At 64.0% G+C, this 23,937-nt stretch carries 26 protein-coding genes and 1 pseudogene; 5 read left to right on the top strand and 22 right to left on the bottom strand.

Features of this window, described 5'->3' with window-relative positions:
- Positions 1–54: 54 nt before the first annotated feature.
- From LB533_RS20115 to minC, 4 genes are all read right to left on the bottom strand, one after another.
- A complete protein-coding gene (locus LB533_RS20115; protein WP_224678028.1) occupies positions 55–1,521 on the bottom strand; it encodes a hypothetical protein in 1,467 nt (488 codons plus the stop codon).
- 341 nt (positions 1,522–1,862) lie between these two features.
- Positions 1,863–2,135: a cell division topological specificity factor MinE gene (gene minE, locus LB533_RS20110; RefSeq protein WP_224678027.1), complete on the bottom strand. Its 273-nt coding sequence runs from the start codon at positions 2,133–2,135 to the stop codon at positions 1,863–1,865.
- Complete coding sequence (gene minD / locus LB533_RS20105) at positions 2,132–2,947, bottom strand: septum site-determining protein MinD (RefSeq protein ID WP_140500139.1); 816 nt, start codon at positions 2,945–2,947, stop codon at positions 2,132–2,134. Before minD ends, minE begins: the two co-directional genes overlap by 4 nt.
- 173 nt (positions 2,948–3,120) lie before the next feature.
- On the bottom strand, positions 3,121–3,969 hold the full coding sequence (gene minC, locus LB533_RS20100) for a septum site-determining protein MinC (protein ID WP_224678026.1): 849 nt from the start codon (positions 3,967–3,969) through the stop codon (positions 3,121–3,123).
- Between the two features lie 358 nt (positions 3,970–4,327).
- Here minC and LB533_RS20095 point away from each other — a divergent pair, with 358 nt between their 5' ends.
- Together LB533_RS20095 and LB533_RS20090 are read left to right on the top strand one after the other, a co-directional pair.
- Entirely contained in the window at positions 4,328–5,317 is a 990-nt protein-coding gene (locus LB533_RS20095) for a TAXI family TRAP transporter solute-binding subunit (protein WP_224678025.1), read from the top strand.
- A gap of 85 nt (positions 5,318–5,402) precedes the next feature.
- On the top strand, positions 5,403–7,460 hold the full coding sequence (locus tag LB533_RS20090) for a TRAP transporter permease (RefSeq protein WP_224678024.1): 2,058 nt from the start codon (positions 5,403–5,405) through the stop codon (positions 7,458–7,460).
- A 191-nt stretch (positions 7,461–7,651) separates the two neighbouring features.
- On the opposite strand, the gene LB533_RS20085 is transcribed toward LB533_RS20090, so the two are convergent.
- The 13 genes from LB533_RS20085 to LB533_RS20025 form a co-directional block, all read right to left on the bottom strand.
- On the bottom strand, positions 7,652–7,996 hold the full coding sequence (locus LB533_RS20085; protein WP_224678023.1) for a hypothetical protein: 345 nt from the start codon (positions 7,994–7,996) through the stop codon (positions 7,652–7,654).
- Between the two features lie 276 nt (positions 7,997–8,272).
- Positions 8,273–8,422: a hypothetical protein gene (locus tag LB533_RS20080; protein ID WP_023677295.1), complete on the bottom strand. Its 150-nt coding sequence runs from the start codon at positions 8,420–8,422 to the stop codon at positions 8,273–8,275.
- Positions 8,419–8,751 carry a DUF2934 domain-containing protein gene (locus tag LB533_RS20075; RefSeq protein ID WP_140552283.1) on the bottom strand — a complete coding sequence of 111 codons (333 nt, stop codon included), beginning with the start codon at positions 8,749–8,751 and terminating at the stop codon, positions 8,419–8,421. Before LB533_RS20075 ends, LB533_RS20080 begins: the two co-directional genes overlap by 4 nt.
- A 189-nt stretch (positions 8,752–8,940) precedes the next feature.
- The gene (locus tag LB533_RS20070) at positions 8,941–9,192 is read right to left on the bottom strand and encodes a hypothetical protein (protein WP_140642760.1); all 252 of its coding nucleotides are present in this window, start codon (positions 9,190–9,192) and stop codon (positions 8,941–8,943) included.
- Between the two features lie 278 nt (positions 9,193–9,470).
- Entirely contained in the window at positions 9,471–10,067 is a 597-nt protein-coding gene (locus tag LB533_RS20065; protein WP_140642759.1) for a BA14K family protein, read from the bottom strand.
- A 108-nt stretch (positions 10,068–10,175) separates the two neighbouring features.
- Entirely contained in the window at positions 10,176–10,697 is a 522-nt protein-coding gene (locus LB533_RS20060; protein ID WP_140642758.1) for a DoxX family protein, read from the bottom strand.
- A 213-nt stretch (positions 10,698–10,910) separates the two neighbouring features.
- A complete protein-coding gene (locus tag LB533_RS20055; RefSeq protein ID WP_140642756.1) occupies positions 10,911–11,408 on the bottom strand; it encodes a tetratricopeptide repeat protein in 498 nt (165 codons plus the stop codon).
- A gap of 31 nt (positions 11,409–11,439) precedes the next feature.
- Positions 11,440–12,408, bottom strand: a complete 969-nt coding sequence (locus LB533_RS20050) for an MBL fold metallo-hydrolase (protein WP_140642755.1) — start codon at positions 12,406–12,408, stop codon at positions 11,440–11,442.
- A gap of 109 nt (positions 12,409–12,517) precedes the next feature.
- Positions 12,518–12,763: a DUF680 domain-containing protein gene (locus LB533_RS20045; RefSeq protein WP_140642753.1), complete on the bottom strand. Its 246-nt coding sequence runs from the start codon at positions 12,761–12,763 to the stop codon at positions 12,518–12,520.
- A gap of 285 nt (positions 12,764–13,048) precedes the next feature.
- Positions 13,049–13,420, bottom strand: a complete 372-nt coding sequence (locus LB533_RS20040; RefSeq protein ID WP_224678022.1) for a hypothetical protein — start codon at positions 13,418–13,420, stop codon at positions 13,049–13,051.
- 131 nt (positions 13,421–13,551) lie between these two features.
- On the bottom strand, positions 13,552–14,514 hold the full coding sequence (locus LB533_RS30045; RefSeq protein WP_140642749.1) for a helix-turn-helix transcriptional regulator: 963 nt from the start codon (positions 14,512–14,514) through the stop codon (positions 13,552–13,554).
- Between the two features lie 334 nt (positions 14,515–14,848).
- Positions 14,849–15,976, bottom strand: a complete 1,128-nt coding sequence (locus LB533_RS20030; protein ID WP_140642747.1) for a helix-turn-helix domain-containing protein — start codon at positions 15,974–15,976, stop codon at positions 14,849–14,851.
- A gap of 36 nt (positions 15,977–16,012) precedes the next feature.
- Complete coding sequence (locus tag LB533_RS20025) at positions 16,013–17,140, bottom strand: KamA family radical SAM protein (protein ID WP_224678021.1); 1,128 nt, start codon at positions 17,138–17,140, stop codon at positions 16,013–16,015.
- Positions 17,141–17,312: 172 nt separating this feature from the next.
- Between LB533_RS20025 and LB533_RS20020 the strand changes: the two genes are divergently transcribed.
- A complete protein-coding gene (locus LB533_RS20020; protein WP_224678020.1) occupies positions 17,313–17,843 on the top strand; it encodes an imm11 family protein in 531 nt (176 codons plus the stop codon).
- Between the two features lie 23 nt (positions 17,844–17,866).
- Here the strand turns inward: LB533_RS20020 and LB533_RS20015 are convergent, their stop codons facing one another.
- Both LB533_RS20015 and LB533_RS20010 read right to left on the bottom strand, forming a co-directional pair.
- A complete protein-coding gene (locus tag LB533_RS20015) occupies positions 17,867–18,598 on the bottom strand; it encodes an SDR family oxidoreductase (protein ID WP_224678019.1) in 732 nt (243 codons plus the stop codon).
- A 14-nt stretch (positions 18,599–18,612) separates the two neighbouring features.
- Positions 18,613–19,116, bottom strand: coding sequence for a VOC family protein (locus LB533_RS20010; protein ID WP_224678018.1), 504 nt, complete (start codon positions 19,114–19,116; stop codon positions 18,613–18,615).
- Between the two features lie 111 nt (positions 19,117–19,227).
- On the opposite strand from LB533_RS20010, the gene gcvA reads away from it, so the two are divergent.
- Entirely contained in the window at positions 19,228–20,139 is a 912-nt protein-coding gene (gcvA, locus tag LB533_RS20005) for a transcriptional regulator GcvA (RefSeq protein WP_140642739.1), read from the top strand.
- A gap of 8 nt (positions 20,140–20,147) precedes the next feature.
- Here the strand turns inward: gcvA and LB533_RS20000 are convergent, their stop codons facing one another.
- Together LB533_RS20000 and LB533_RS19995 are read right to left on the bottom strand one after the other, a co-directional pair.
- Positions 20,148–21,770, bottom strand: a complete 1,623-nt coding sequence (locus LB533_RS20000) for an ABC-F family ATP-binding cassette domain-containing protein (protein WP_224678017.1) — start codon at positions 21,768–21,770, stop codon at positions 20,148–20,150.
- Positions 21,767–22,189 (bottom strand): hypothetical protein, encoded by a 423-nt coding sequence (locus LB533_RS19995; RefSeq protein WP_140642736.1) that lies wholly within the window; start codon positions 22,187–22,189, stop codon positions 21,767–21,769. Before LB533_RS19995 ends, LB533_RS20000 begins: the two co-directional genes overlap by 4 nt.
- Positions 22,190–22,313: 124 nt before the next feature.
- On the opposite strand from LB533_RS19995, the gene LB533_RS19990 reads away from it, so the two are divergent.
- Entirely contained in the window at positions 22,314–23,042 is a 729-nt protein-coding gene (locus tag LB533_RS19990; RefSeq protein WP_140642734.1) for an SDR family oxidoreductase, read from the top strand.
- Here the strand turns inward: LB533_RS19990 and LB533_RS19985 are convergent.
- A pseudogene (locus tag LB533_RS19985) lies at positions 22,993–23,934 on the bottom strand (LysR family transcriptional regulator). The gene LB533_RS19990 and the pseudogene LB533_RS19985 overlap by 50 nt on opposite strands.
- Positions 23,935–23,937: the final 3 nt, after the last annotated feature.

The raw sequence follows: 23,937 nt of genomic DNA, 5'->3' as shown, positions 1-23,937 counted from the left end.
CGAGCGCGGAACGCTGCCAACAGCGGGACCTGAGGCCATGTCGGGCGAAATGAGCTACGGCGTGGCGCGGAGATTCCTGCGGATGCGCCGCCTGCCCGTTCCACGGGCTTTCTCCGCCACCACGGCCGCGATGTCGACCACGTCGGCCTCGCGCGATCTGCCGTTGGTGGCCTTGTGGAGCCGCTCGTAAGGCAGCAATTCCTTGATCCGCGCATTGAGCGACACGATTTCAGCTTTGAGGTCCTCGCATTCCTGCCTCTGGACATCCAGCTGTATCTGTTCCGATGCTTGTTGCAGCGCGAGCTGCGAAAGATTGGCGTTCGCTTTCGAAAGGCTCGTCTTGTCGTTTTCGTTCTCGTCGGTGAGCGAGGACAACTTTTGATCGGCGATTTTCTTCTCGGCCAGGGTGTCGTTCAAGTCGGTCTTGAGCCTGGCGATCTCGGCTGCGGCCTCGCTGTTCTCGTGCGAGGCCCGCTCCAGCCGTGATTGCAGGTCCTGGATCTCGGAACGCAATCCGCGCATCTCCGTCTGGCTGCGCGCGAGTTCAGCTTGTCTGTCGCTTTCCATCATGCTGGCCGCTTCGGTCATTTCCGATAGCTTTGCCTGGGCAGTCTCGAGTGACTTCTGGAGCCGCATCTCCTCCTTCTCGCTCTTGCCGAGCGCGGCCAGCAGTTCGGCAAGCCGCGCTGCTTCGCTGGCATGGATCGTCGAGAGCTCGTCGAGCCTGTGGCGCGTCTGGGTTTCCCGCTTCAGCGCCTTGTCGAGCTCGATCGACAGGCTGACATGTTTTTCCCGCAGCATCTTGCTCTCGCGCAGGCGCCTGTTGGCCTCGACCGCCCTGGCCGTCAGCCGCTTGGCGATGTCGCCGAACTCCGCGTCGCGTTTTGCGCTCGCATTGGCCGTCTCGGCAAGTTCCAGCCTGGCCGCTGCGAGCGCTGCGCGAAGCGCCTCCCTGTCCTGGACCAGGCTTGTCTCGCGCTGTTGCAGCAATTCGCAGGCGCTTTCACGCTCGCGCAGCTTTCTTGCCGTGTCGTGCAGCTTTTCCGACAGCGTTCTTTGTTCCGCGATCAGGTCGCCGTTTGCGAGTTCCAGTTCGTTGGCGCGAAGAATGTCGGTGTGGAGGATGTTGAGGAATTCGCGCGTCAAATGGTGCGAGGTCGCGATCTCCGACAGTTTGCCGTTGATCTCATCCAGATAATCCCTGGCGTCATGGAACATCCCTTCGAAGGCACTCAATGCCGCCATCCGGGTCTGGGTATGGGGCGTCAGTCGTGGCGCGGTTTCGGTGGCGTCGGCGTTGCCCGCACCGTCCGGATTATCCGCACCATCCGCATCTGCCGCATTGGCCTCGGGTGCCGAGGCCTCGGCTCCTGGCGCGGAATCCGGGATATAGCCGCTGTTTGGCGGCGCGTCATATTCGGTATCGAGGCTGGCATCCAGAGCATCCGCCAGATCGGCCTGCAGCTCCTGGAGTGCATCATCTACGTCTTCGGCACGCTTGATCAGACCCTTGAAATTCATAACGAATGCCCTTTACGCATACCCCATTCAGTATTTAATAATTGGCTAATATGTATGCTTACATCCACTGATTGCGCAGGGGAAGCCCCCCATTAGGGGGAGCGTAAAGTTGAACATTTGGGGTTGGGATGCGGCGGGCGACCAGTGCCGCGGCCGTCTTTCTGCAGAATTGACGCACCCAATCTCTGGGTGAAATCTGAATGCGGAAAATCCTGGCTCCTACTTCCCTCGTGGAAGGTAGGACCGAGGGCGCTGGCGCTGGAGGATGCTCGTCCTGGAGCGCCGCGCGCCAACTCCGCCCGCTGCTTGCAGCGACCCTCCCCTCGAGGGGAGGGTAAAAGTCAGCCCGCCATGGCCAGCGGCATGGCACTCTTGTTGGGGATCTGGATGTCGATTTCCAGCGTCGACATGGTCTCGCCGCGGTCCATCGAGATTTGCAGATAGTCCTGGTCGATCTGCACGTGCTTGGCGATGACGGCCATGATCTCCTCGCGCAGCACGGAGACGAGATCGGGCTGGCCACGGCTGCGGCGTTCGTAGGCGAGCAGCACCTGCAGCCGCTCACGCGCCACGGGCGCGCTGGAGCGCCGCTTGAAGAGGTCGAGAATGTTCATGCCGCCCTCCTTCCGAGCAGCCTGTCGAGGAAGCCCTTGCGCTCGAAGGGGACCACGACAGGCAGGTCTTCGCCTTCCAGCCGCCGCGCCGCTTCGATATAGGCCTTGGCGGCGGCGTTCAGCGGATCGCTCAGCGTCACCGGCGAACCGAGATTGGAGGCCCTGAGCACATCCTGGCTCTCCGGGATGATGCCGAGCAGCGGCACCGACAGGATTTCCAGCACGTCGTCGATTGACAGCATCTCGCCGCGAGCCGCGCGTCCGGCATCGTAACGCGTCACCAGCACGTGCTTGGCGATTTGCTCGCCCTGCTCGGCGCGCATGGTGCGGGCGTCGAGCAGACCGATAATGCGGTCGGAATCGCGCACCGACGACACTTCCGGATTGGTGACGATGACCGCCTCGTCGGCGAAGCGCATGGCGAGCTGCGCGCCGCGTTCGATGCCGGCCGGACTGTCGCAGAACACATAGTCGAACACCGAGCGCAGCTTCTCGATCACCTCGCCGACGCCTTCTTCGGTCAGCGCGTCCTTGTCGCGCGTCTGCGAGGCCGGCAGCAGGAACAGCGTGTCGACGCGCTTGTCGCGGATCAGCGCCTGCGAGAGCTTGGCCGTGCCCTGGATGACATTGACGAGGTCGAACACCACGCGCCGCTCGGCGCCCATGATCAGGTCGAGGTTGCGCAGGCCGACGTCGAAATCGACCAGCGCCACTTTCTTGCCGGTCCTGGCGACCGCGGCCCCCAATGCGGCCGTCGAGGTCGTCTTGCCGACACCTCCCTTGCCTGAGGTGACCACCACTACCTTGCCCATGAAAAAAGCCTCCGTCGCCTGATGTTGTCGTTTGTTATTGCTCCGTGCGTCGCACGGCTGTTGTTGGAACCTGCCATCATCCCACGCGAAACCGGTCCCAACCTTGCGGGCCTGAGCGTCCCGCCCGCGGTCGTACAAGACGAGAACTGTTCCGGCGTTTTCATCCCGGCGCCCTAGTTCAGCGGCACGACGCGCAGCACGCCGTCTTCGAGGAAGGCTTGCACCGGCTTGCCGCGCGAGGCGCCTTCCATGTCCTCCGCCGTGGTGTACCAGCCGTCGATGGCGAGCAGTTCGGCCTCGTTCCTGCGGCAGAAAATGCGCGCCGAAATATTGCCTTCCGAGCCCGCAATGGCGCGGCCGCGCAGCGTGCCGTAGACATGGATCGAGCCCGCCGCGATGATCTCGGAACCGGAAGCGACCGATCCAAGCACGATGACATCGCCATGCGGATGAAAGATCGACTGGCCCGAGCGAAGCGGCGACTTGACCATCAGCGTGCCGGCCGGCACCGCCGCGTCCGCCGCGCCGGCTTCCTGTTCTGCCTTGACCGCCTTGGCCGCCTTGACCTTTCCAACCTCGGCCTTGCCCTCGTCGGGCTTGCCCGTTTCCATGCCGCGTTCCGAAGACACCGCTTCCATCTTGCCGGCCTCTTCCGCCACGCCTGCCTTGCCGTTGCGGCCGGGCTGCGCCAGCAGGCCGTCTGAAGTGGCCTCCTTGGCGCCGGTAAGCAGCGGCGGCAGCTCGGGACCGAGCGATGCGCCTTCGAGCTCGATGGCATAGACCCGGATGCCGCGCGCGCCGAGCGAGCCGACCAGCGCCGCGATGTATTCAGCCCCGGGCTTCAGCGTGTTGAGATCGAGCACCACCGGCCGTCCGGAAAAATACCCCGGCGAATTGCCGATCCAGTGATCAAGGCCCTCCAGCCACCCATCAATCGGCGCCTCCGGAGTGAGCGTGAAAGCGACGAAGGAACGGGCGCGAAAGCGAATGGATTTGGTCTCAACAGGGGCGGCAAAGGTCACGGCCAGCGAATCCTTACTCAATGGTTAAAGGGTGCCGGGGGAATGGTTAACAAATGGTTAATAAAGACGGCTGGCACCTTGGAAGCCGCCAGAAATTGGAGGGTCGGCTAACCGCCAGTTGCGGATGCCGGCTGACAACACGCGGAATGTGTTGGTAGCGCCGAAGGCTCCCGGCCCGCCTTTAGCGTCAGCAAGCGGATCACCGCCGTTCAATCGACAAGCTAGATCTCAAAATGCGCCATGACGGCCACAGCGGGGGCCACCGCCAGCGACGACCGATCCTCTCCCGAAAGGCGCGCGCAGGTTGACAATCCTTGGGTTGATGCAACATCCTGCCGATCTTTGACCGGGAGGTAGTATGACTGTTTCGATCAACCGTCGCGTCTTTTCCGTCTGCGCGGGTACGTTGGCGCTGGCTGCGGCAGGGTTTTCGCCGGCGCGCGCGCAGCAGGCTTTTTTCCGTATCGGCACCGGCGGCACCTCCGGAACCTACTATCCGGTGGGCGGGCTGATCGCCAACGCGATCTCGGCGACGGGGCCGGCCGGCGTCGAGGGCCTGGTTGCCAGCGCCACGTCCTCCAACGGTTCGGTGGCCAACATCAGCGCCATCCAGTCGGGCGCTTCCGAATCGGGCTTCACGCAATCCGACGTCGCCTACTGGGCGCATTCGGGCACCGGCCTCTACGACGGCAAGCCCAAGGTGGAGGATCTGCGCCTCATTGCGACGCTCTATCCCGAAACCATCCATTTGGTCGCGCGTGCCGACGCCGGCATCAAGACGGTGGCGGATCTGAAGGGCAAGCGCGTCTCCCTCGACGAGCCGGGTTCCGGCACCATCGTTGATGCGCGCCTGGTGCTCGGCGCCTACGGTCTAACGGAGAAGGACGTAAAGCCCGAATATCTCAAGCCCGGCCCCGCCGGCGAGCGCCTGCAGGACGGCGCCATGGACGCCTATTTCTTCGTCGGCGGCTATCCGACCGGTGCCATCGTCGAGCTTGCCAGCACCAACAACATCACGCTGGTGCCGATCACCGGCCCCGAGGCCGACAAGCTCCTGTCCGAACAGAAGTTCTTCTCGACCGACATCGTGCCCGCGGGCACCTACAAGAATGTCGGCGAGACCAAGACCATTTCGGTCGCCGCGCAATGGGTGACCAGCGCCAAGCAGAGTGATGACCTCATCTACAGGATCGCCAAGTCGCTCTACAGCGACGAGACCCAGAAGGCGCTGCAGGCTGGTCATGCCAAGGGCAAGCTGATCACGCTCCAGAACGCGGTCACCAGCGCCGGCATTCCGTTCCATCCGGGCGCGGAGAAATTCTACAAGGAAGTTGGCGCCCTGAAATAGCGGCCACCCGACAGACTGGCGACAACGAGGCGGAAGGCGTGCTTTCCGCCTCGTTTGTCTGGGGATTCAGGATACGGAACAGGCTATGAGCGACGACGACAAGATCAGGCTTTCCGGCATGGAGTTCGACGAGGAAAAGGCTCGCGAACTGGAGGAGAAATTCGACTCCGAGATACGGTTCCGGCCGCTGACCCGGGCCGCCGGCTGGCTGGTCGGCTTCCTTCTGGTGGCCTTGTCGCTGTTTCACTATTACACGGCCGGATTCGGCTTGCTGCAGGAGATGCTGCACCGGGGTATCCACCTGTCGATGGTGCTGTCGCTGATCTTCCTCGTCTTCCCTCTGGTGAAGAAGGGCTACGACCAGCCCGCCCAATCCAGCCTTCTGCGGCCGCTCGGCATACCGGTTTTCGACTGGCTGCTGGCGCTTGCCGCGGTGGTTGCGGTCCTGCACGTGCCGATGATCCCGCTCGACGATCTTGCCTTCCGCGTCGGCAACCCCACGACGACGGACATCGTGCTCGGCCTGATTCTCATTCTGCTCCTGCTGGAGGCGACGCGCCGGTCCGTCGGCATACCGCTGCCCATCATCGCCATCCTCTTCATGGCTTATGCGCTGTTCGGCCCCTATATGCCGAGCATCCTGGTGCATCCCGGCGCGTCCGTCTCCCAGCTCGTCGACCACCTATACCTGACGACGCAAGGCATCTACGGCATCGCGCTCGGCGTCGTCGCCACCTACGTTTTCCACTTCGTGCTGTTTGGCGTCTTCGCCACCCGCATCGGTCTCGGCCAGCTCTTTCTCGACTGCGCGGCATGGGTCGCCGGCCGCTACGCCGGTGGTCCGGCCAAGGTATCGATCTTCGGCTCGGCCCTGTTCGGCATGATCTCTGGCTCGTCGGTCGCCAACACCGTCACCGTCGGCTCGCTGACCATCCCGGCGATGATCCGGCTTGGCTACAAGAAGCATTTCGCCGCCGCGGTGGAGGCGGCCTCCTCCACCGGCGGGCAGGTGACGCCGCCGATCATGGGAGCCGCCGCCTTCCTGATGATCGAGTTCCTCGAACTGCCCTACACGACCATCATCCTGGCAGCGATAGTGCCGGCCTTCATGCACTTCTTCGGCGTGTTCATGCAGGTGCATTTCGAGGCCAAGCGCACCGGCTTGCGCGGCCTGCGGCCGGACGAGATGCCCGACGTGGTCGAGGCATTGAAACGGGACTGGCCGACCATCATCCCGCTCGTCGTCCTGATCGGCGTGCTTCTTGCGGGTTATACGCCCTATATGGCTGCCTTCTGGGGCATTACCCTGTGCATCCTGGTCGGCCTGTTTAACCCGCGCCGGCGCATGTCTGTCGCCGACATCGTGGTGTGCCTGCGCGACGGCGCCAAGTATGCGCTCGCCGTCGGCGCTGCCGCCGCCACGGTCGGCATCGTCGTCGGCGTCGTCACCCTGACCGGCGTCGGCTTCAAGCTGTCCTACATCGTCACGTCGACGGCAGGCCATCTGTCGCTGCTGTTCGGCACCTTTATCCCCGAGGCGATCTTCTCGACGCACGCGCTGACCCTTTTGTTCACGCTGATCATGACCGGCGTGGTCTGCATCCTGATGGGTTGCGGCATCCCGACGACCGCGAACTACATCATCATGGTAACGATTGCCGCACCGGCACTGGTGATGCTCGGCACCGAGCCGATCGTCGCCCACTTCTTCGTCTTCTATTATGGCCTGCTGGCTGACATCACGCCGCCGGTTGCGCTGGCTGCCTACGCTGCCGCCGGCATGGCGGGAGCTGATCCATTCAAGACCGGCAACACTGCCTTTCGGCTCGGGCTCGGCAAGGCGCTGGTGCCCTTTGTCTTTGTCTTCTCGCCGTCGCTTCTGCTGGTGACTAAAGATTTCACCTGGCCGAACTTCTTTCTGGCCTTCTTCGGCTGCGTGCTCGGCATCACTTGCCTTGGCGCCGCCCTGTCGCGCTACCTGCTCGTGCGCACCCGGCCATGGGAAAACGTGTTGCTGGTGTTGGCCGCCCTGCTTCTGGTGGCACCCGAACTCTATTCGTCCCTACTCGGCCTGGTGCTGACCATTCCCGTCATCTTGCGCCATTGGAGTGCGCGCAACGTCGAAGAGGCGCGACCGGCTTGATCAGCGCCGCCCCAACGATCCCTCCCCGAGAACTCAAAAGGGCCGGGAACGCTTGGGGGACTTTAGGAAGTCAGCGTGCTTTCAGCCTGAACCTGACGCCAACCGCCAGGATCGGTTCTGCGGGGGAAATGTTCCCCGAGAGCTGACAGACGGCTTCGACATCAGAAGACGGCAGCCGGAGTTTCAAGTCATTATGGGTCGGTGACGAAAGGCATGATGTCCACGCCGTCTCCCGGGAAGACGGTGAAATGCGGATGGCTTTCGAACAGGCGGGCGGCGGCATCGATTGTATCGGCCTCGACGACAATGTAGCCGCAGAAAGGGTTCACGGCGTCTGCGATCCCATCCTTGGTAACGCGCGTCGTCCTGCCGACCATGCCGCCCCGATCGGGGAAAGATGCGGCATTTCTCTCCTCCCAGTCCGTCCACTGCTGTAGACCGACGCTATCAATCGCATCTTGCTCGGGCTTGGGCAGGCTGCGAAAGCGGGCAAGGTCTTCGGGCTTCATGGTGTAGACGGCAAGAAAGCGGGGCATGTGACGGTCTTCGTGCTGACAGAAACGCATGCCAGCCTAGACTCCCGGTTGGCCGAAGTCACTAAGCACTACCACCCTCTAAGTGCCCCACCTATTGTTCCGGCGCATGGCCGAGGTGGAGCTGACGATCTGACGTCGGTGTTCCCGCTGATATTTCATCCGTTCTGGTTTAAGGGCAAACTGTTCCGAGTGACTTTGCAGTTGCTGTTGAAATGCCCTTCGGACTGCGGCTCACACAACGAGATAACCGCGCGCCGGTTCAGCTGATCCAAGCCCTCAATGCCGTTTGAAATACTGCACCTCCCGCTCGTGCTTCTCCGCCGCTTCACGCGTATCGAAAGTCCCCAGGTTCCGTCGCTTGCCCGTCTTCTCATCCTTCTTGCGCGAATAAAGCCGATATTTTCCGTCCTTGAGTTTGCGGATCATTTGGCCTCTCCCTGACCGGGATTTCGCCGCCGCTTGCCCTTCAGCCCGAGTGCTGCCTGCTCGATCGCGGCGCGGTCGTTGCCCAGCCTGTCGATCAGGTCCTGTGCCTGCTTGCCTGATATGCCGGTGCGCATGGCCAGCTCCTCGACCGTAAGCACGTCGGTGCTGGCGATCTCGCGCGGCGGCGCATTGCCTGCCGCCATCGACAGCTCCCTGTCGATCTCGGCCTCGGCCCGATGCCAGTGCTGCTCGGGGTCGCCCCCGCCTTCGCGCTCCCAGATCCGATAGGCGCGCTCCTGGATTTTCCCATGCCGTTGGTCGTCGCCCATTTCTCAAATCCTCCGTTGGGTAGCATCTGAACGCCGCCCGCGTCCGAATGATCCAAAGAATTTGCGCTATCGCCGAGCTGGGTCGCTGGAGGATAGGACGATGCAAGGCAGAGCCCGACGCTGTGCAAAATAATCCAGGCGGCGGGCCCGCCCGCCGCCTGGCTGCCGGCCGTGGCGCCGGCTTTGTTGTCAGCGTCCCCAGATGCCCTGACCATAGTCCTGTGCAGGCATGTCGGAGTTCGAGTTTGCCCCCATTGCGCTGTCAGCGATGCTGTTTGTGACGCTCGGGACAGCCGCCTTGGCACCGCCCGACATCATCGCATGGGTGGTTGGATAGCTGCTTGCGGCAGGGATGAAGTCGGAGCCAAAGTGGTCGCTGCCGGCAAAAGCCATGCCGGAGGCGAACAATAACGAGGCAACGGTCAATACGATCTTCTTCATTTCGGTTTTCCATCTTTTGAAGTTGACATTTGGCCCCAACGCGTCGCCCGCCCGCGTTCATGGGACCGTGTTTGTTGTTTCAGGCGAAACCGGCCAACCGTGATCCCCCTGGATCTTGCAGTGACAGGTCGTTCAGCGCACGACCGTCTCGGTTCGTCGTTGCGCTGTTGGCGGCTTGATAAGGGCGTGGTGTTTGTGCGGGCGTGGTAGGCGGCGTGGTAAAAACCGCTGCAAGAGTGGAATTTTGCGTGGAATGCGGCCGGAAAGCGCGACGCCCGCTATTGGCATTGCCGCCTCGGCCCGCCGGAATAGGGCTGGTAGCTGTTGTCTTCCGGGCGGTAGGAGCGGTAGCGGCTGAAGCAGGAGGCGACATGGTCGTCATCCCCGGCGGCCGCATAGGCGCCCGCGTCGGCGCCGTTTTCCTCGACGTAACTGGCCTCGGCGGCGGGCGGCGCGGCACGGTCGGCGTCGAGATAGGGCGAGATGCAGGGGCGCTGCTGCCCGCTATAGGACATGTAGCTGTTGTCCTGCGGCCGGTAGGAGCGGTAGCGGCTCGCGCACCAGGCGACATGCGGCTGCGGCAGTTCGGCCGTGGCGAGCGTGATGGCGCCGGTGGCAGCGGGGTCGGTCTCCCCGGCCTGGCGCTTGGGCTCGATACTAGCGGGCGCGGGCTGCTCGGCCGGCAGGCGCTCGAGATTCTGCGCCGCTTTGTCCACCGGCCGCGCCGTTTTGGTCCAAAGCTCCGCGATGCTGACGGTGGCCGGTGCCTGGCGCGGCGGGTTCGCGGTGATCAGCCAGACGGCGAAGGCCAGACCGCTACCGAACACCGCAAGGGTCAAAACGAAACCGCAGGCCAATCCCAACAATGCTTTCACGCCACGCTCCTTGAGCCCCTGCTAAAGCAATGCGGGGGGTCAAGGCTGGTTCCAGCGAAGCGCGGGAAATAGGCGCGGCCAGCCGGGCGAGTGCGAGGGCGGCGCCGTTCAAACCAGCGGCTTCACGTCCACTGGCAATTGGTTCTCCACTGTGGGCGGCGCGGCCGGCATGTCCTCGCCGCTCCGGCGCTGCCGCAGATAGAGCGTCAACAGCCTGTCCAGCGAGACCCTGCCGGCGCCGGCAACGGCCAGCACGAACATGCCGCCCGATATCGCCAGGTCCTTTTCGAAATGCAGCAGTTCGTTCTGGCTGGCGAAATTGGTGTGGAACAGCATGGCCGTTGCCAAGCAGAACAGGCTGAGCGCGATGGCGCCAAGCCGCGTCAGCAGGCCTGACGCGATGGAGAGCCCTGCCCCCAGTTGCAACGCGACGGTAGCGACAAACAGCGGCAGGTTGACACCAAGCGCTGCCATCGCTCTGGCGGCGGCGTCGAAATGGGTGGCCAGCGTGGCGCCCTCATGCAAAAAGATGAGAGACAGAAGCAGGCGTCCGGCAAGCAGGCCCACGTCCCCGACATGGTATTTAGCGGCAAGATCCTGCAGCTTCGCGGAGCGTTCGATCAATGTCATGGTCAGCCTCCGATCTTTTTGGCACGGGCAGGCGCCAAAGCGCCTGATGTTGAAAAGGCCGGAGCCGGCGCGAGGGAGAGGATGCCGGCTCCGGCAAAGCGCACCAGCCACGAGCGCCCAATGGTGGTGGACGAAGGGGCGAGCTCGGTGCCAATGCCCCACTCCGTTTCGGCTTCTCCGAGCCAGCTCTCCCATTCCGAGAGAGGAAAGGGCCTACTTCGTCACCTTTGTGTCGATGGCCTGCCGGAGGTCGGAAAGCTCGTCGCACCCGGCCGGGCACAACTTCCGCAGCGAGGCCAGCTGCTCCTTGGCCTTGTTCATATCGCCGGTCTCGACATAGAGCTCGCCCAGATATTCGCGGGCGGCCCTGTGGTCGGGCTTCAGCTCCAGCGCCTTGGTGTAGTAGGTGAGCGCGGTCTTGTAGTCGCCGGTCTTGCGCAGGGTGAAGCCGAGCAGGTTGTAGACGTCCGCCTGCTGCGTGTCCTGCGCCAGATCGCGCAGCTCAGCCAATGCGCCGGAATAGTCCTTGGCATCGATCTTGGCCTTGACGGCAGTGAGATCCGGCGCGTCGGCGCCTTCTATGTCGTCGACCGCATAGGCCGGCATGATTGTCGCGACCGGAAGCACCGTCAGCACGGCAATGGCGCCGAGCAGGCCGAACAGGGCATGTCTGCCCGACTGGGCATTTCTGCTCAAAAGGGATCGTTTCATTGTCTTTCTCGCTTGCGTTGGAAGCTCGTGCTCAGATCTGGACCGGAGTAAATCCGTATGCCTTGCCGTCCCTGACGAAGGTGCCGGTGCCCGGGAACGGGAAGTGCGACCCGGAAATGCGGATATTGTCCGATATCACCCGGTCGATGATCTTGTGGCGCGTGGCGATTGCCGTCGGTCCGTCCTGGTCGTAAGCGCCCTGCCACTCTGGATGCGGCGCCAGCAGCGCCGGCACATACATGGTGTCGGCCGAGATCATGATCTGCTCGTCGCCGGAGTTGGCCAGGTAGACAGAATGGCCTGGTGTGTGGCCGGGCGCGGCGATGATCTGGATGCCCGGCGTGACCTCGGCGCCGTCCTCGACCAGCTTCCAGTTCTTCCATTTCGGAAAGTTCTCAGCGATGCGCTTGCCCGCCGGCTTGCGGCCCTCGGGCAGCTTGGCCAGCCGGCTTGGGTCGGTCCACCACTTATATTCGGTGGCGTTGACGATGAGCTCGGCATTGGGGAACACCGGCGCGCTGGTGCCCTTTTCCATCAGGCCCCAGACATGGTCGGGGTGGAAATGCGAGATCATGACGGTGTCGATCGCCTTGTAGTCGATGCCGGCCGCGGCCATGTTGGCCGGCAGATGCGTGGCATTGGCCTGCCACTGGCCGACGCCCGAGCCGGCATCCATCATGATCAGCTTGCCGCCCATCTTGAGCACAACGACAGTGAGCGGGATGGGCATGAAGTCGGTGGTCAGCCCCGCTTTGGCGAGTGCTGCCTTGGTGTCCTCGACCGAGACATCCTTGATGAAGGCCGGGTCGTGCGGCTTGCGCCAGATGCCGTCATAGATGGCGGTGATCTCGATATCGCCGACGTTGTATCTGTAGAAGCCGACGGCGGGCTCCACCGGAGCTTGCGCGAAGGCCGGACGGATGAATTCAAGCTTGCCGGCAAGGCCGAAGGCGGCGGCAACGGCGGTGCCAAGCACTGTGCGGCGTGTCATGGTGAACATGGTGATCTCCTGTTCGAGGTGGCGGCTAAAGTCGCGAATGGCCAAAGTCCTGGAAGGAATGACGAAGAGAGGCCGGTGCCCGTCGGAGGGCCGGCCCGGCTCCATGAATTCAGCGACCCCAGAGGCTGTCGTTGTTGTGCCTGGTGATGATGTCCTGCACCGACCCCTGGCTCGGCCCCGTCTTTATCTTGGTGTCGACGCCATTGGGGCGTGCGGTGTAGGCGATCGAGCCGGTGGCATTGGTGTCGACCGGAGCGACCAGCTGGTTGGCGTTGTTGGCGCCATGATCGCTGCCGGCGAAGGCAGCGCTCGAGGCAAGCATCATGGCAGCCACGCTGAGAGCGAGCTTGGTCATTTCTGTAGGTCCTTGTTTCGTTTCCTCGGCGCGGGCCGTCAGATTAGCCCCGCTATAGTGAAGACCCTGCTGCCCCGCGCTTTATTCCCGGGCGCGATGAGATTCTTTTGAGGGAGAGAAATCAGGGGCTCGGCGGCGACAGGACTGAAGTCCTCGCCCACGAATATTAGCGAGAGGAACCAGGCTGGGAATGCCGCAGCCTTCCGGCACGCCGACCGCGTGCACGCACGAAAGGCGCAGGCGCAGCGCGCCGGCGCCTCTGATGATACGCCGAGTCCGTTCTGGTTACGGACAGGTCTTCTTGCCGCAGACCGCGATGCAGATCGCCGGGTTCGAACAGGTGTAGGTTTTTCTGGAGCTGGTCCCGGACGAAGACCCGCTGCTTGAGGCGGCGATCTGCCCGGACGCGCCCTTGGACAAGTCCAGCGCCTTCATGTCGGGATCGCGCGCGGCGATCTTGCCGCATGTTTCGCTGCCGCAGACCGCCCTGCAGATTGCCGGATTCATGCATTTGTAGGCCGCGAAGACCTCGGTCGGAAGAATTGCGCAGAAAACCGTAATGCCCAGTATCAAACTTTTCGCCGCACGCATTTTTACCTCCAGGGCCAGCTTTCCGATGTCACGAAGGCCTGGCCGCTCGCCCCCGCTCCCGCGCATGCCGTTGCACCCGCGTCCGCCGGCGCGACCATGCCCGCGCCGGGACAAAGGCGTATCGCACTGGCGGCACAGGCAAGTGGCACTGACGGAACAGGGGACCGACTTGCCATGCGTGAGCGGCCGCATGCGTCTCATGGCGCGCGGCCGGCGCGCACCTCCGATGGGGTCATGCGATAGCGGGACCGGAATTGCCGGTAGAAGGTCGATGGTTCGACCAGCCCCGCCTCGAAAGCCAGGTCGGCGATCGGCCTTGCCGAAAAAAGCGGGCTGGCGAGCTGCCGGTGGACCCGCTCCAGCCGTCTTTGCATGACATAGTCGGAAAAGCCCTGCCCCTCTTCGGCGAAAAGGCGCCTGATGTAGCGCGGGCTGAGCCCCAGCCCCCGGCCCGCCGTCTCGGCGGAGAGGCGCGCTCGATGCAGGTTCTCTTCGATATAACGCTTGATGGCATGCATGCGGGCGGCGCGAACGCCGCGACCGGCGACCACCTTGTCGACCTCGCGGTTGGCGCCGACCGCCGCGGCGAAGAGATCGGCAATGTGCTGGGCGGCCAGCGGCGCCAGACCGGGGCTGATCGCCCCACGCGCCACCGCCTCGATATAGGCCAGCAGAAGCCGCGCTTCAGGCGTGCCGGGATTGATGGCATCCGGCCTGAGACCGCCGACATGACGAAGGAGAGGAGTGAGCGTCGACCGGGCAAATCGGGCGCAGATCGTCCAATCGCCGTTCTGCGCCCTCGCTCGCCAGCTCCGGTCCATCGGCATGATGCAGGGCGCGCCGGGCGAGGTCTCAACCGCCTCGTGCCGTGCGGTATCGAAACGCCACCCGCCCGCGATCCAGGACACCACCACGTCGTCATTGGCGTCCTGCTGGAGCGCGGCCGTGCGTTCCCAGGCCATGGGCGCGACCTGCCCGTGGGCCACGCTCACCCCTGGCAGGATGATGGTGGAGGCGCTCAGCCGCAACTCGCCGCGTTCGAGGGGCGCAAGGTCCAGCCGCATGCAGATGCGGCCATAGAACTCGCGCACGGCAGCTTCGCGCTCTCGGGCCGCGATCGCGTCCGTGGACAGAACTATGATGGTGTCCTGGTCGGCCACCTGCGTTTGATCCCCGCTCAGAACCTCAGGGGGTGCCGCCGATGGCGGGCGCCGTTTGCTGCCTCCCCGCCCTGGACCGTGTCGAAAGCCATGAACCCCTCCAGTGCCCTCGACGCGGTGCGAGCCTTCGGCCGCTTTTCGCTCGGGCGGCGGCAGAATTTCAAGACTTATGTGAGGGCTCCGCGCAAATGTGGCATGAGGCGCAAGGAATGTGGCCGCTGGTGCAACCGATCGGGGAAATCGCCTCGGAAAGCACGGGAAGGCTCTTCACATGCCTGCTGATCGGACACCGCTTGTCCATTGATTCATTTGCCTTTCGGCCGGCACGCCGCCTCTATCGCAGTTCGCGGATCCAGTGCCACATGGTGCGGTTCTCGCCATGGCCGAGGGACTGGCTGCGCCCTTGGGCGGCGTGTGCCCGCATCTCCCGCGGGGTCATGTCGAAGGAGCGGCGGAAGGCGCGCACGAAGCTCTTGCGGTGACCGAAACCATAGCGACCGGCGATCTCGGCAATGCTTTCGTGCCGGCGGCCGGGATCGGCGAGCTCGGCGCGGCAGCGGCGCAGCCTCTCCTCCTGGATATATCTGGAAAGACCGCCATGAGGCTCGAAGAGGTAATAGAGCTTGCGCATGGAGATGCCGAACATGGCGGCGATGGCCTCGGCGGTGAGGTGCCGGCTGCGGATATGCGCGTCGATGTGGCGACGGATCTCGCCAGTAAGCGCCAGGTGGACCGAAGCGGCGTTCTCCTCCGCCACAGCCGAATTCACGGCCGCGGCGGCGAGTTCCAGCGTCGGCCCGATCACCGCCTCGGCGTCCTGATGGCTCATTGCGGGCGCGGCGCCATAGAGGCCCACAAGATGCCCGCGCAACAGCGCCGCCAACGGCGCGTTGCCGGAAATGACGCGCATATTGTGCTCGTCCGGCGCCTTCAGGAATGGCGCCAGCAGGCGGCGCGGCATGGTCAGGTTGAGGCTGTCGAAATCGGAGGTGCCCGTCGACTGGGCCTGTGCCAGGTCGGCCACGATCAGGTCCCCGGATGAGGCCTTTTCATTCGATGCGCCATCGCGCCGTCCATGGCTTCCGCGCAGGCAGACCTGCACAGTGATGTGATCGAGGCCGTCGCGGCCGATCCGGGCGCGAGAGCGATCGAAGCTTTGCGCGATGCATCCATACGAGGTGAGGACGATCTCGCCGAAGTGAAAGGCATCGGCGTGGAAATGAAACCGCTCATCGCCCGCGTTGCGCAGGCGAACGTCGTAGAGCAGGCCGATATTCTCCTGCCACAACGCAACGGCTTGCCGGGGCGCGAGGCCCACCGTGTCCAGCACGCAGCGCCGAACCCCGGCGTCGACGAATTGCCTTTGCGGCACAACGCTTTGACTGCTGTCTGCTGCTGCCACCCGCCATGCCCCGCAATCCGCGAATCGCTCACAATATGCATTTATCCCGGGGCGCGACAACGCCTGATTGCACGGTCGCCCGCCGGGAATGTCGGCTCAGAGCTGGCTCACCACTTCGATGTATTCCCTCACCTCTCCATCCTGCCCACGAATGCGCCAGTTGCCGCCGTCGCGGTCTTCCACATAATCCGGCCCGATCGGCACCTTGCCGCCACCGTCGGGCAGGTCAAGCACGTAGACCGGATTGCAGATGCCGGACAGGCGCGCGCGCAGCGCGCCCACCAGCGCCTGGCCTTCGGCGATCGTGGTGCGGCGGTGCGCCATGCCGCGCGCGAGGTCGCCATGGTGGAGGTAGTAGGGCTTTACCCCCAGGCGGTACATCAGCTCGCGGCAGAGTTCTTCCTGCACCTCGACAGTGTCGTTGACGCCCTTGAGGAGGACGCTCTGGTTGAGCAGCACGAAACCCGCCTGCCGCAAGCCGCGGCAGGCCGCCTCGGTCGCATCGGTGATCTCGCGCGGATGGTTGAAATGGGTGACGACCGTGATCATCAGCCGGCCCTGCAAGGCAGCGATCAGCCCTGGCGTGATGCGTGAAGGCAGCACGACCGGCACGCGGGTGTGGATGCGCATCAGCCGCACATGCGCGATCGCCTCGATGCGGGCGCGGATTTCGCTGAGCGCCTTGTCGGGCAGCGAGAGCGGATCGCCGCCAGTCAGGATCACCTCGCGGATTTCGGGGTGGGAAGCGATATAGGCGAGCGCCGGCCCCAGGGCTTCGCGCGTATAGCCGCGTCCGATCGAGGTCAGGGACTCCTTGCGGAAGCAGAAGCGGCAATAGACCGCGCATTGATAGGTGGGAAACAGCAGCACCCGGTCGGCATGGCGATGCGTCAGCCTAGGAACCGGGCTGAAGGCGTGGTCGCCGATCGGGTCGTCGAGCTCGCCTTCGCCGGTCACCAGCTCGTCGGGAGACGGGATGACCTGCGCCCGGATAGGATCGGCGGGGTCTTCCCAGTCGATCAGGTCGAGATAGGATTTGGGGATGCGCACCTTGTGGCGGGAGGCTGCTTCCTGGGCCGCCGCGCGTTCGCCCGGCGACAGCGGCAGCACGGCCAGATCGCGCACATGGCGCACGCCGGCGCGGATGTCGTCCTGCCAGGCGGTGTCGGCATCGGAAACGGGCTCAGCTTCGGCCGTCGTCGCATCGTGGAGCTGTGTGGTCATGGCGTTCTCGGGATTTTTAGCGGACCTATCGGCCGGATGGCCTGCCGGGTCAACCGCCTTGCGCCGGCCTTCCCCGTGTAGCAAGGAGGGTCTGTGCTCTCGAAAATGCCGCGGAGAAGACTCCGATGGAATCGCAGAAGCGGAAGCGGGACAGAACTTGGGAACGCCGACCATGACGACCATTTACGAATTCGCGGTTGTCGAGGGCCAGGAATGGGTGCTTCCGGTCGACGAGGCCTACTACGAGGTCTTCTCCGCCCTTGACGGAACACCCCTCGAGAACTGGGACCCACCGGTCATGCGGCGCGTGTCGGAAGGCGACCCCCTGTATTCGGACTTCCCCTGGCTTGGCGAGCATGCACCGCTTTTGCGCAAGCCTGCCGTCGATGCACTGGAGGCATATCTGCTGCCCTATGGCCAGCTGATCCCGTTGCGCGGGGAAGAGGTCTGGCTCTTCAACGCGACCACCGTAATCGATGCGCTGGACGAGGAGCGGTCGGGAATCGTCTATTTCGATGACGGCGCCATTCTCGCGATCGAGCGATACGAATTCGACGCGGACAAGATCGGCACCGCCGAAATTTTCAAGCTGCCGATGCGCGCGTCCCCGGTGTTCGTCAACGACACATTCGTCAATCGCGTGCACGACGCCGGACTGCGGGCGGTATCGTTCAAACCCAGGTGGCGCCGCATCGATGCGTGACCTTTGACGACCTGCGATGCCAACTAGATCAGGTTCTGTCCGCCATCGATGCGGATCGTCTCGCCAGTCGTGAATTCGCTTTCCATGAGGTAGAGATAGGCAGGGGCGACGTCGGCGGGCGTAGCGACCTTCCTCGCGGGCAGGCGGGCGGCCATACCGGCGAAAAAACCGGATTTGGCCTCACCGACGAGTTCGTCCCACATCGGCGTGTCGACCCATCCCGGCGACACGATGTTGACGCGCGTCGGGGCCAGCTCCAACGCCAGAGCCCGGGCGAAATAGCTGAATGAACCGGCGATCGCGGAAACGACCGAGCCTCCGGGGACCGGCGGGCGGTCCTTGTTGATGCCTGAGGTGAAGGTCATGGACCCTCCGGCTTTCAGCGTGCGCACGCCATGTTTGGCGAGCATCACGGCGCCGATCAGCTTGTTGTCGACGAAGCGCCGCACGAAGTCCATATCGGTCTGGCCGATCGGGTCGTTGGGCGGCGGCGTGCCGGCCGTCGAGACGAAGTGGTCGAAGGCACCGGTTTCCTGGAATATCCGGGCAATGTCCGCCTCATCAGTCATATCAGCGGAAAGGCTTCGCACGCGACCGCCCGCGCCGAGCGTCCGTTCCGCGGCCTTGAGCTTTTCGCCCGAGCGGCCGACGATCACCAGCTCCGCGCCGCGCTCCAGCGCGGCTGCCGCTACGCCGAGCCCTATGCCGGAACTGCCTCCGACGACAATAATTCTCTTGCCCTTGAGCGATGCCATGGGAACCTCCGTCTTCAGGATGGACTGCTGGATTGCGCCTTGCCGGCGTGGGCCGCCTCGATGTCGGCGACAATGATCTTGCTCATCTTGTACATCGCCTGCCGCGCCCGCCCGGCCTTGTCGCGGTCCGGGTCGTTCATCAGGCCCAGTGCCGCTTGCGGGATCACCTGCCAGTAGACGCCGAATTTGTCCCTCAGCCAGCCGCAAGGCTTTTCAGCGCCGCCGCCCGCCGTCAGCGCGTTCCAGTAATAATCTGTCTCGGCCTGGTCCTTGGTCTCGATGTAGAGCGAGATCCGCTCATTGAAGGGCGGCATCGAGCCGGCATTGAGCGCGGTGAAGCGCTGGCCCTCGAGCTCGAAGTCGAAGATCGCGTGCGGCACCGTTTTGTTCGTGCCGCCGACGAAGTCGGTGAACTCGATCGCTTCAAGCGCTCGACCATTCTTGAACACAGACAGATAGAAGTCGCGCGCCTCTTCGGCGTTGAGATTGAACCAGAGGAAGGGGTGAACGGTAGCCATGCTGCTCTCGTGAGGTTTGATCACAAATCCTGCGAGCATTCTGTCCAGCATGCGCTGGACAGACAATCCAAACTTTGGCAAGGATTTGTGATCAAACCTCACAGATTGGCCATGATCCGCAGACTTCCCCCACTCAACGCGCTGCCGGCCTTCGAGGCCGCCGCTCGGCATTTGAATTTCTCCAGGGCAGCCGACGAGCTCAACGTCACGCACGGCGCCGTCAGCCGGGCGATCAAGCACCTTGAGGAACAGCTCGGCGTGCTTTTGTTTGAACGCGCGACGCGCTCGGTGCGCCTCACCGCCGTCGGCGAACCCTATGCGAGGGCGGTCCACGAGATGCTCGACCAGCTCGCGGCCGCCACCCAATCGGCGACCGCCGCCCATTCGGGCTCGACATTGAACGTCTCCACCTCCGACGGCTTCGCGGGAAAATGGCTGGTGCCGCGGCTCTATCGCTTTCATCGCGCGCACGGCGACATCGACGTCAGGATTTCGACGACCGGCAGGTTGACCAATTTCCTTGGCGACGGCATCGACGTCGCCATCCGCTATGGCGCGGGAAACTATCCGGGGCTCACATCGGAATTCCTCACTGGCGAGGAGGTGTTTCCGGTGTGCAGCCCGAGGCTCATGCAGGGCGCCTGGCCCCTGGAGAAGCCCGACGATCTCAGGCACCACACGCTGATCCATGATGGTTTCCCGATCGGCTGGGCGGCCTGGCTGTCCAGCGCGGGAGTGGAAGGCGTGGATCCGCGGAGCGGGATTACCTTCGATTCCGCCACTTTCGCGGTCGAGTCGGCCGTGCAAGGCGAAGGCGTGGTGCTTGGCCGGACCATGCTCGTTGCGGCCGACCTCGCCACCGGAAGGCTTGTCCGCCCTTTCGGCCACGCGCTGAAATCGGTTTCCAGCTTCTACCTAGTCTACCCTCCGGACGCGGTCCGCCGGCGCAAGGTGAAGGCTTTTCGCGATTGGCTCTTTTCGGAAATGACGGCGCAGCGTGCCACGGCCGTTTCCGGAGAGTAGCCTCTGCGCTAGCTCCTTAGTCCCGGTGCCTCCTGCCCGGTGCGCTCGACATATTCGGTGTAGCCGCCACCATAGGTATGGATGCCTTCCGGCGTTAGTTCCAGCACGCGGTTGGACAGCGCCGCCAGGAAATGGCGGTCGTGCGAGACGAACAGCATGGTGCCCTCATACTGCGACAGCGCCTCGATCAGCATCTGCTTGGTGGCGATGTCGAGATGGTTGGTCGGCTCATCCAGCACCAGGAGGTTGGGCGGATCGAACAGCATCAGCGCCATCACCAGCCGCGCCTTTTCGCCGCCCGAAAGCACCCGGCACTTCTTCTCGATCTCGTCACCGGAAAAACCGAAGCAGCCGGCGAGTGCCCGAAGCGGCGCCTGGCCGGCCTGCGGAAAATTGTCCTCCAGCGTCTGGAACACGGTGCGCTCGCCGTCGAGCAGTTCCATGGCATGCTGGGCGAAATAGCCCATCTTGACGCTCGGACCGCGCGCCACCGAGCCCTGGTCGGGATCGGACGCGCCGGCCACCAATTTCAACAGCGTCGACTTGCCGGCGCCATTGACGCCCATGATGCACCAGCGCTCGCGGCGGCGCACCTGGAAGTCCAGCCCCTCATAGATCGAGCGCCTGCCATAGGCCTTGTGCACGTTCTTTAGCGTCACCACGTCCTCGCCGCAGCGCGGCGCCGGCTGGAACTCGAAATTCACCGTCTGCCGGCGCTTGGGCGGCTCGACACGGTCGATCTTGTCGAGCTTCTTCACCCGGCTCTGCACCTGCGCGGCATGGGAAGCGCGCGCCTTGAACCGTTCGATAAAGGCGATCTCCTTGGCCAGCATCGCCTGCTGGCGCTCGAACTGCGCCTGCTGCTGCTTGTCCGCGATCGCGCGCTGCTGCTGGAAGAATTCGTAATTGCCGGAATAGGCGGTAAGCGACCCGCCGTCGATCTCCACCACCTTGTTGACGATGCGGTTCATGAACTCGCGGTCGTGCGAGGTCATCAGGAGCGCGCCGTCATAATTCTTCAGGAACTGCTCCAGCCAGATCAGGCTTTCCAGGTCCAGATGGTTCGACGGTTCGTCGAGCAGCATGGCGTCGGGCCGCATCAGCAGAATGCGCGCCAGCGCCACGCGCATCTTCCAGCCGCCGGAGAGTTTTCCGACGTCGCCATCCATCATCTCCTGCGAAAAGCCAAGACCGTCGAGCACTTCCCTCGCACGGCCGTCGAGCGCATAGCCGTCGAGCTCCTCGAAGCGGTGCTGCGCCTCGCCATAACGCTCGATGATCTCGTCCATCCGGTCCGCCTGCTCGGGATCGGCCATCGCCGCTTCCAGCGCCGCCATCTCGGCCGCCACTTCGCTCACCGGCCCGGCGCCGTTCATCACTTCGGCCACCGCGCTGCGGCCGTCCATGTCGCCGACATCCTGGCTGAAATAGCCGATGGTGACGCCGCGATCGACCTGCACCTGGCCCTCGTCGGGCTGCTCCTGCCCCGTGATCATGCGAAACAAGGTCGTCTTGCCGGCGCCGTTGGGGCCGACGAGGCCGACCTTCTCGCCCTTCTGCAAGGCGGCCGAGGCCTCGATGAAGACAAGCTGACGGCCGTTCTGCTTGCTGATGCTTTCCAGTCTGATCATGAGTGGTCCGGGATGATGATGTAAGGGAATTGTCCCGGCCCATACGCGAATGACAGCGGCGGGGAAAGAGGCGGAAGCGCCGCAGCGGACGCAGCGCCCCTTTCCCACAGCGGAGAAGAGAGAAGCGGCGCTGCCATAAGCATTACCTGGACGGCGGCCACGCGGCGAAGAACCAGGTCGAGGCGGCCGCGCACAAGCACGTCAATCATCTCAAGAAGCACCGCAAGCACACCCGCAAGCACATCGCTAGAAAGCACGCCGTCAGGAAGCCCAAGGCTGCGGCTTGATCTTCTCAAGCCCGAACAAGGAGATGGAGCGGCATCTTGATTCTCTTTGATCGCTTCTCTTCCTGACGTCCTCCCGCAAAAAGGCCGCCACGCGAAAAAAGCATGGCAGCTTTTCTTAGGCGGCAGCGCCATCGCGGCTTTCCGTTATGGCCTATCCATCGGATATTCCGATGACGCTATCGGCTTCTTCCGTTTCCATCGCCTGCACCTGTCAGTCAATTCCCTGCCATCGATCATCAAGACAAGGGCTGCGGACATGGACATTTCCAACACAAAAACCCTCATCGTCGGCGGCGGCTCCGGCATGGGCCTGGCACTGGCGCGGCATTGCCTTGATGCCGGCGCCGGCGTGATCATCGCGGGGCGCAGCGCGGACAAGCTGCACCATGCCCGCGAGACGCTGGGCAACCCCGCCACGCTGGACACCATTGTGGCCGACATCACCCGCGAGGACGAGGTCGCCGCCCTGTTCGAGCGGATCGGCCAGCTCGACCATATCGTCAGCACCGCCGCCGACATCGAGGGTGCCTATCAACTGTTGCCCGCGCTGGACCTCAAGGCTGCGCAAAGGGTAGTTGAAAGCAAGCTCTACGGACCGCTGCTGCTCGCAAAGCATGGTGCGCCCCGGCTGTCATCGACGGGCTCCATCACCTTCACCTCGGGCATTGCCGCCTACAGGCCGGCGGCGCGCGGCTCGGTCGTAGCCGCCGTCAACGCGGCCCTGGAAGGGTTGGTGCGGGCGCTGGCGGTCGAACTCGCGCCGATCCGTGTCAACGCTGTGTCGCCGGGCTGGGTCGACACCTCGATCTGGGCTTATGTTGCCGGCGATCGGAAAGACGAGATGCTCAATGCCATGGCAGAGCGGCTGCCCGCCGGCCGGGTCGGTCGGCCCGACGACATCGCCTCGGCCATCGGCTTCCTGATGCGCAATGGTTTTACGACAGGGACGACGTTGCATGTCGAGGGCGGGCATCGGCTGGTTTGACCGGCGCGAAGCTCCCGCCTGCGGCCGTCAGCAGCAACTTCAGGGCTGGCGGTTGCACGCGCCTGCGCCGTCAGATCATGGCGAGCGCAACCGTGCGGGCCGCGCCTGGCCACGGCATTTCAATGAGTTCGCCCCGCTCCAGCGCCTCGGCCACGGCCATATGCGGCACCAGCGCAAAACCGGCACCCGCCGCCACCAGGCCGGCGATGGTGCCGATGCTGCCGACTTCGCACGCCGGCTTCGGCGCCGCGAGGCCTGCCTCGGTGAAGGCGGTATCGAACAGGTGCCGGTAGACGCATCCGGGCTCGGTGGCGACAAAATTCATCGCGGCAAGCCCGGCGAGTTCCTCCCGCACTTCCTCCTGCCCTGGAGGGCCGACCAGCACCAGGGGTTCAGCCGATACGGTTCGCCTCGCCAGCCGTTCATCGCGCTTGAAGGCATCGCCGCGGTCAAAGCAGAAGGCCACATCGATTTCGCCGTCGCCGAGCTTGCGCAACAGCTCACCGCTGCCGGCGACCGTCAAGCGAAAGGCAATGTCGGGGTGGGTGGCCTGAAACCGCGCGAGCCAGTGTGCAAGCCTGGTCGAAGCGATCGTCTCCGGAGCGCCGATCGTCAGCGAGCCGCTTACCTGCCCAGCACCTGCCTGAACGGCGGCGCGCGCCTCGTCAGCCAGCATCAGCAACTCTTCCGCGTAAGGCTGCAAGGTTCGGCCCGCTGGCGTGAGATCCAGACCAGTGCGCGAGCGCACGAACAGCGCGGTCCCGAGGTCGGCCTCGAGCGTCTGCATCTGGTCGCTGACGCTCGACTGCGCCAGATGGACTTCTCGTGCGGCACGCGTGATATTGCGGCTACGCGCCACCGCCAGGAATGTCTTGAGCAATCTGGGATGCATCAG

It is taken from the genome of Mesorhizobium sp. BR1-1-13 (assembly GCF_020165515.1).
Classification (GTDB): Bacteria; Pseudomonadota; Alphaproteobacteria; order Rhizobiales; family Rhizobiaceae; genus Mesorhizobium.
Note: the sequence above shows the minus strand (reverse complement) of the source record. Positions and strands in the feature narration are given on the sequence as shown.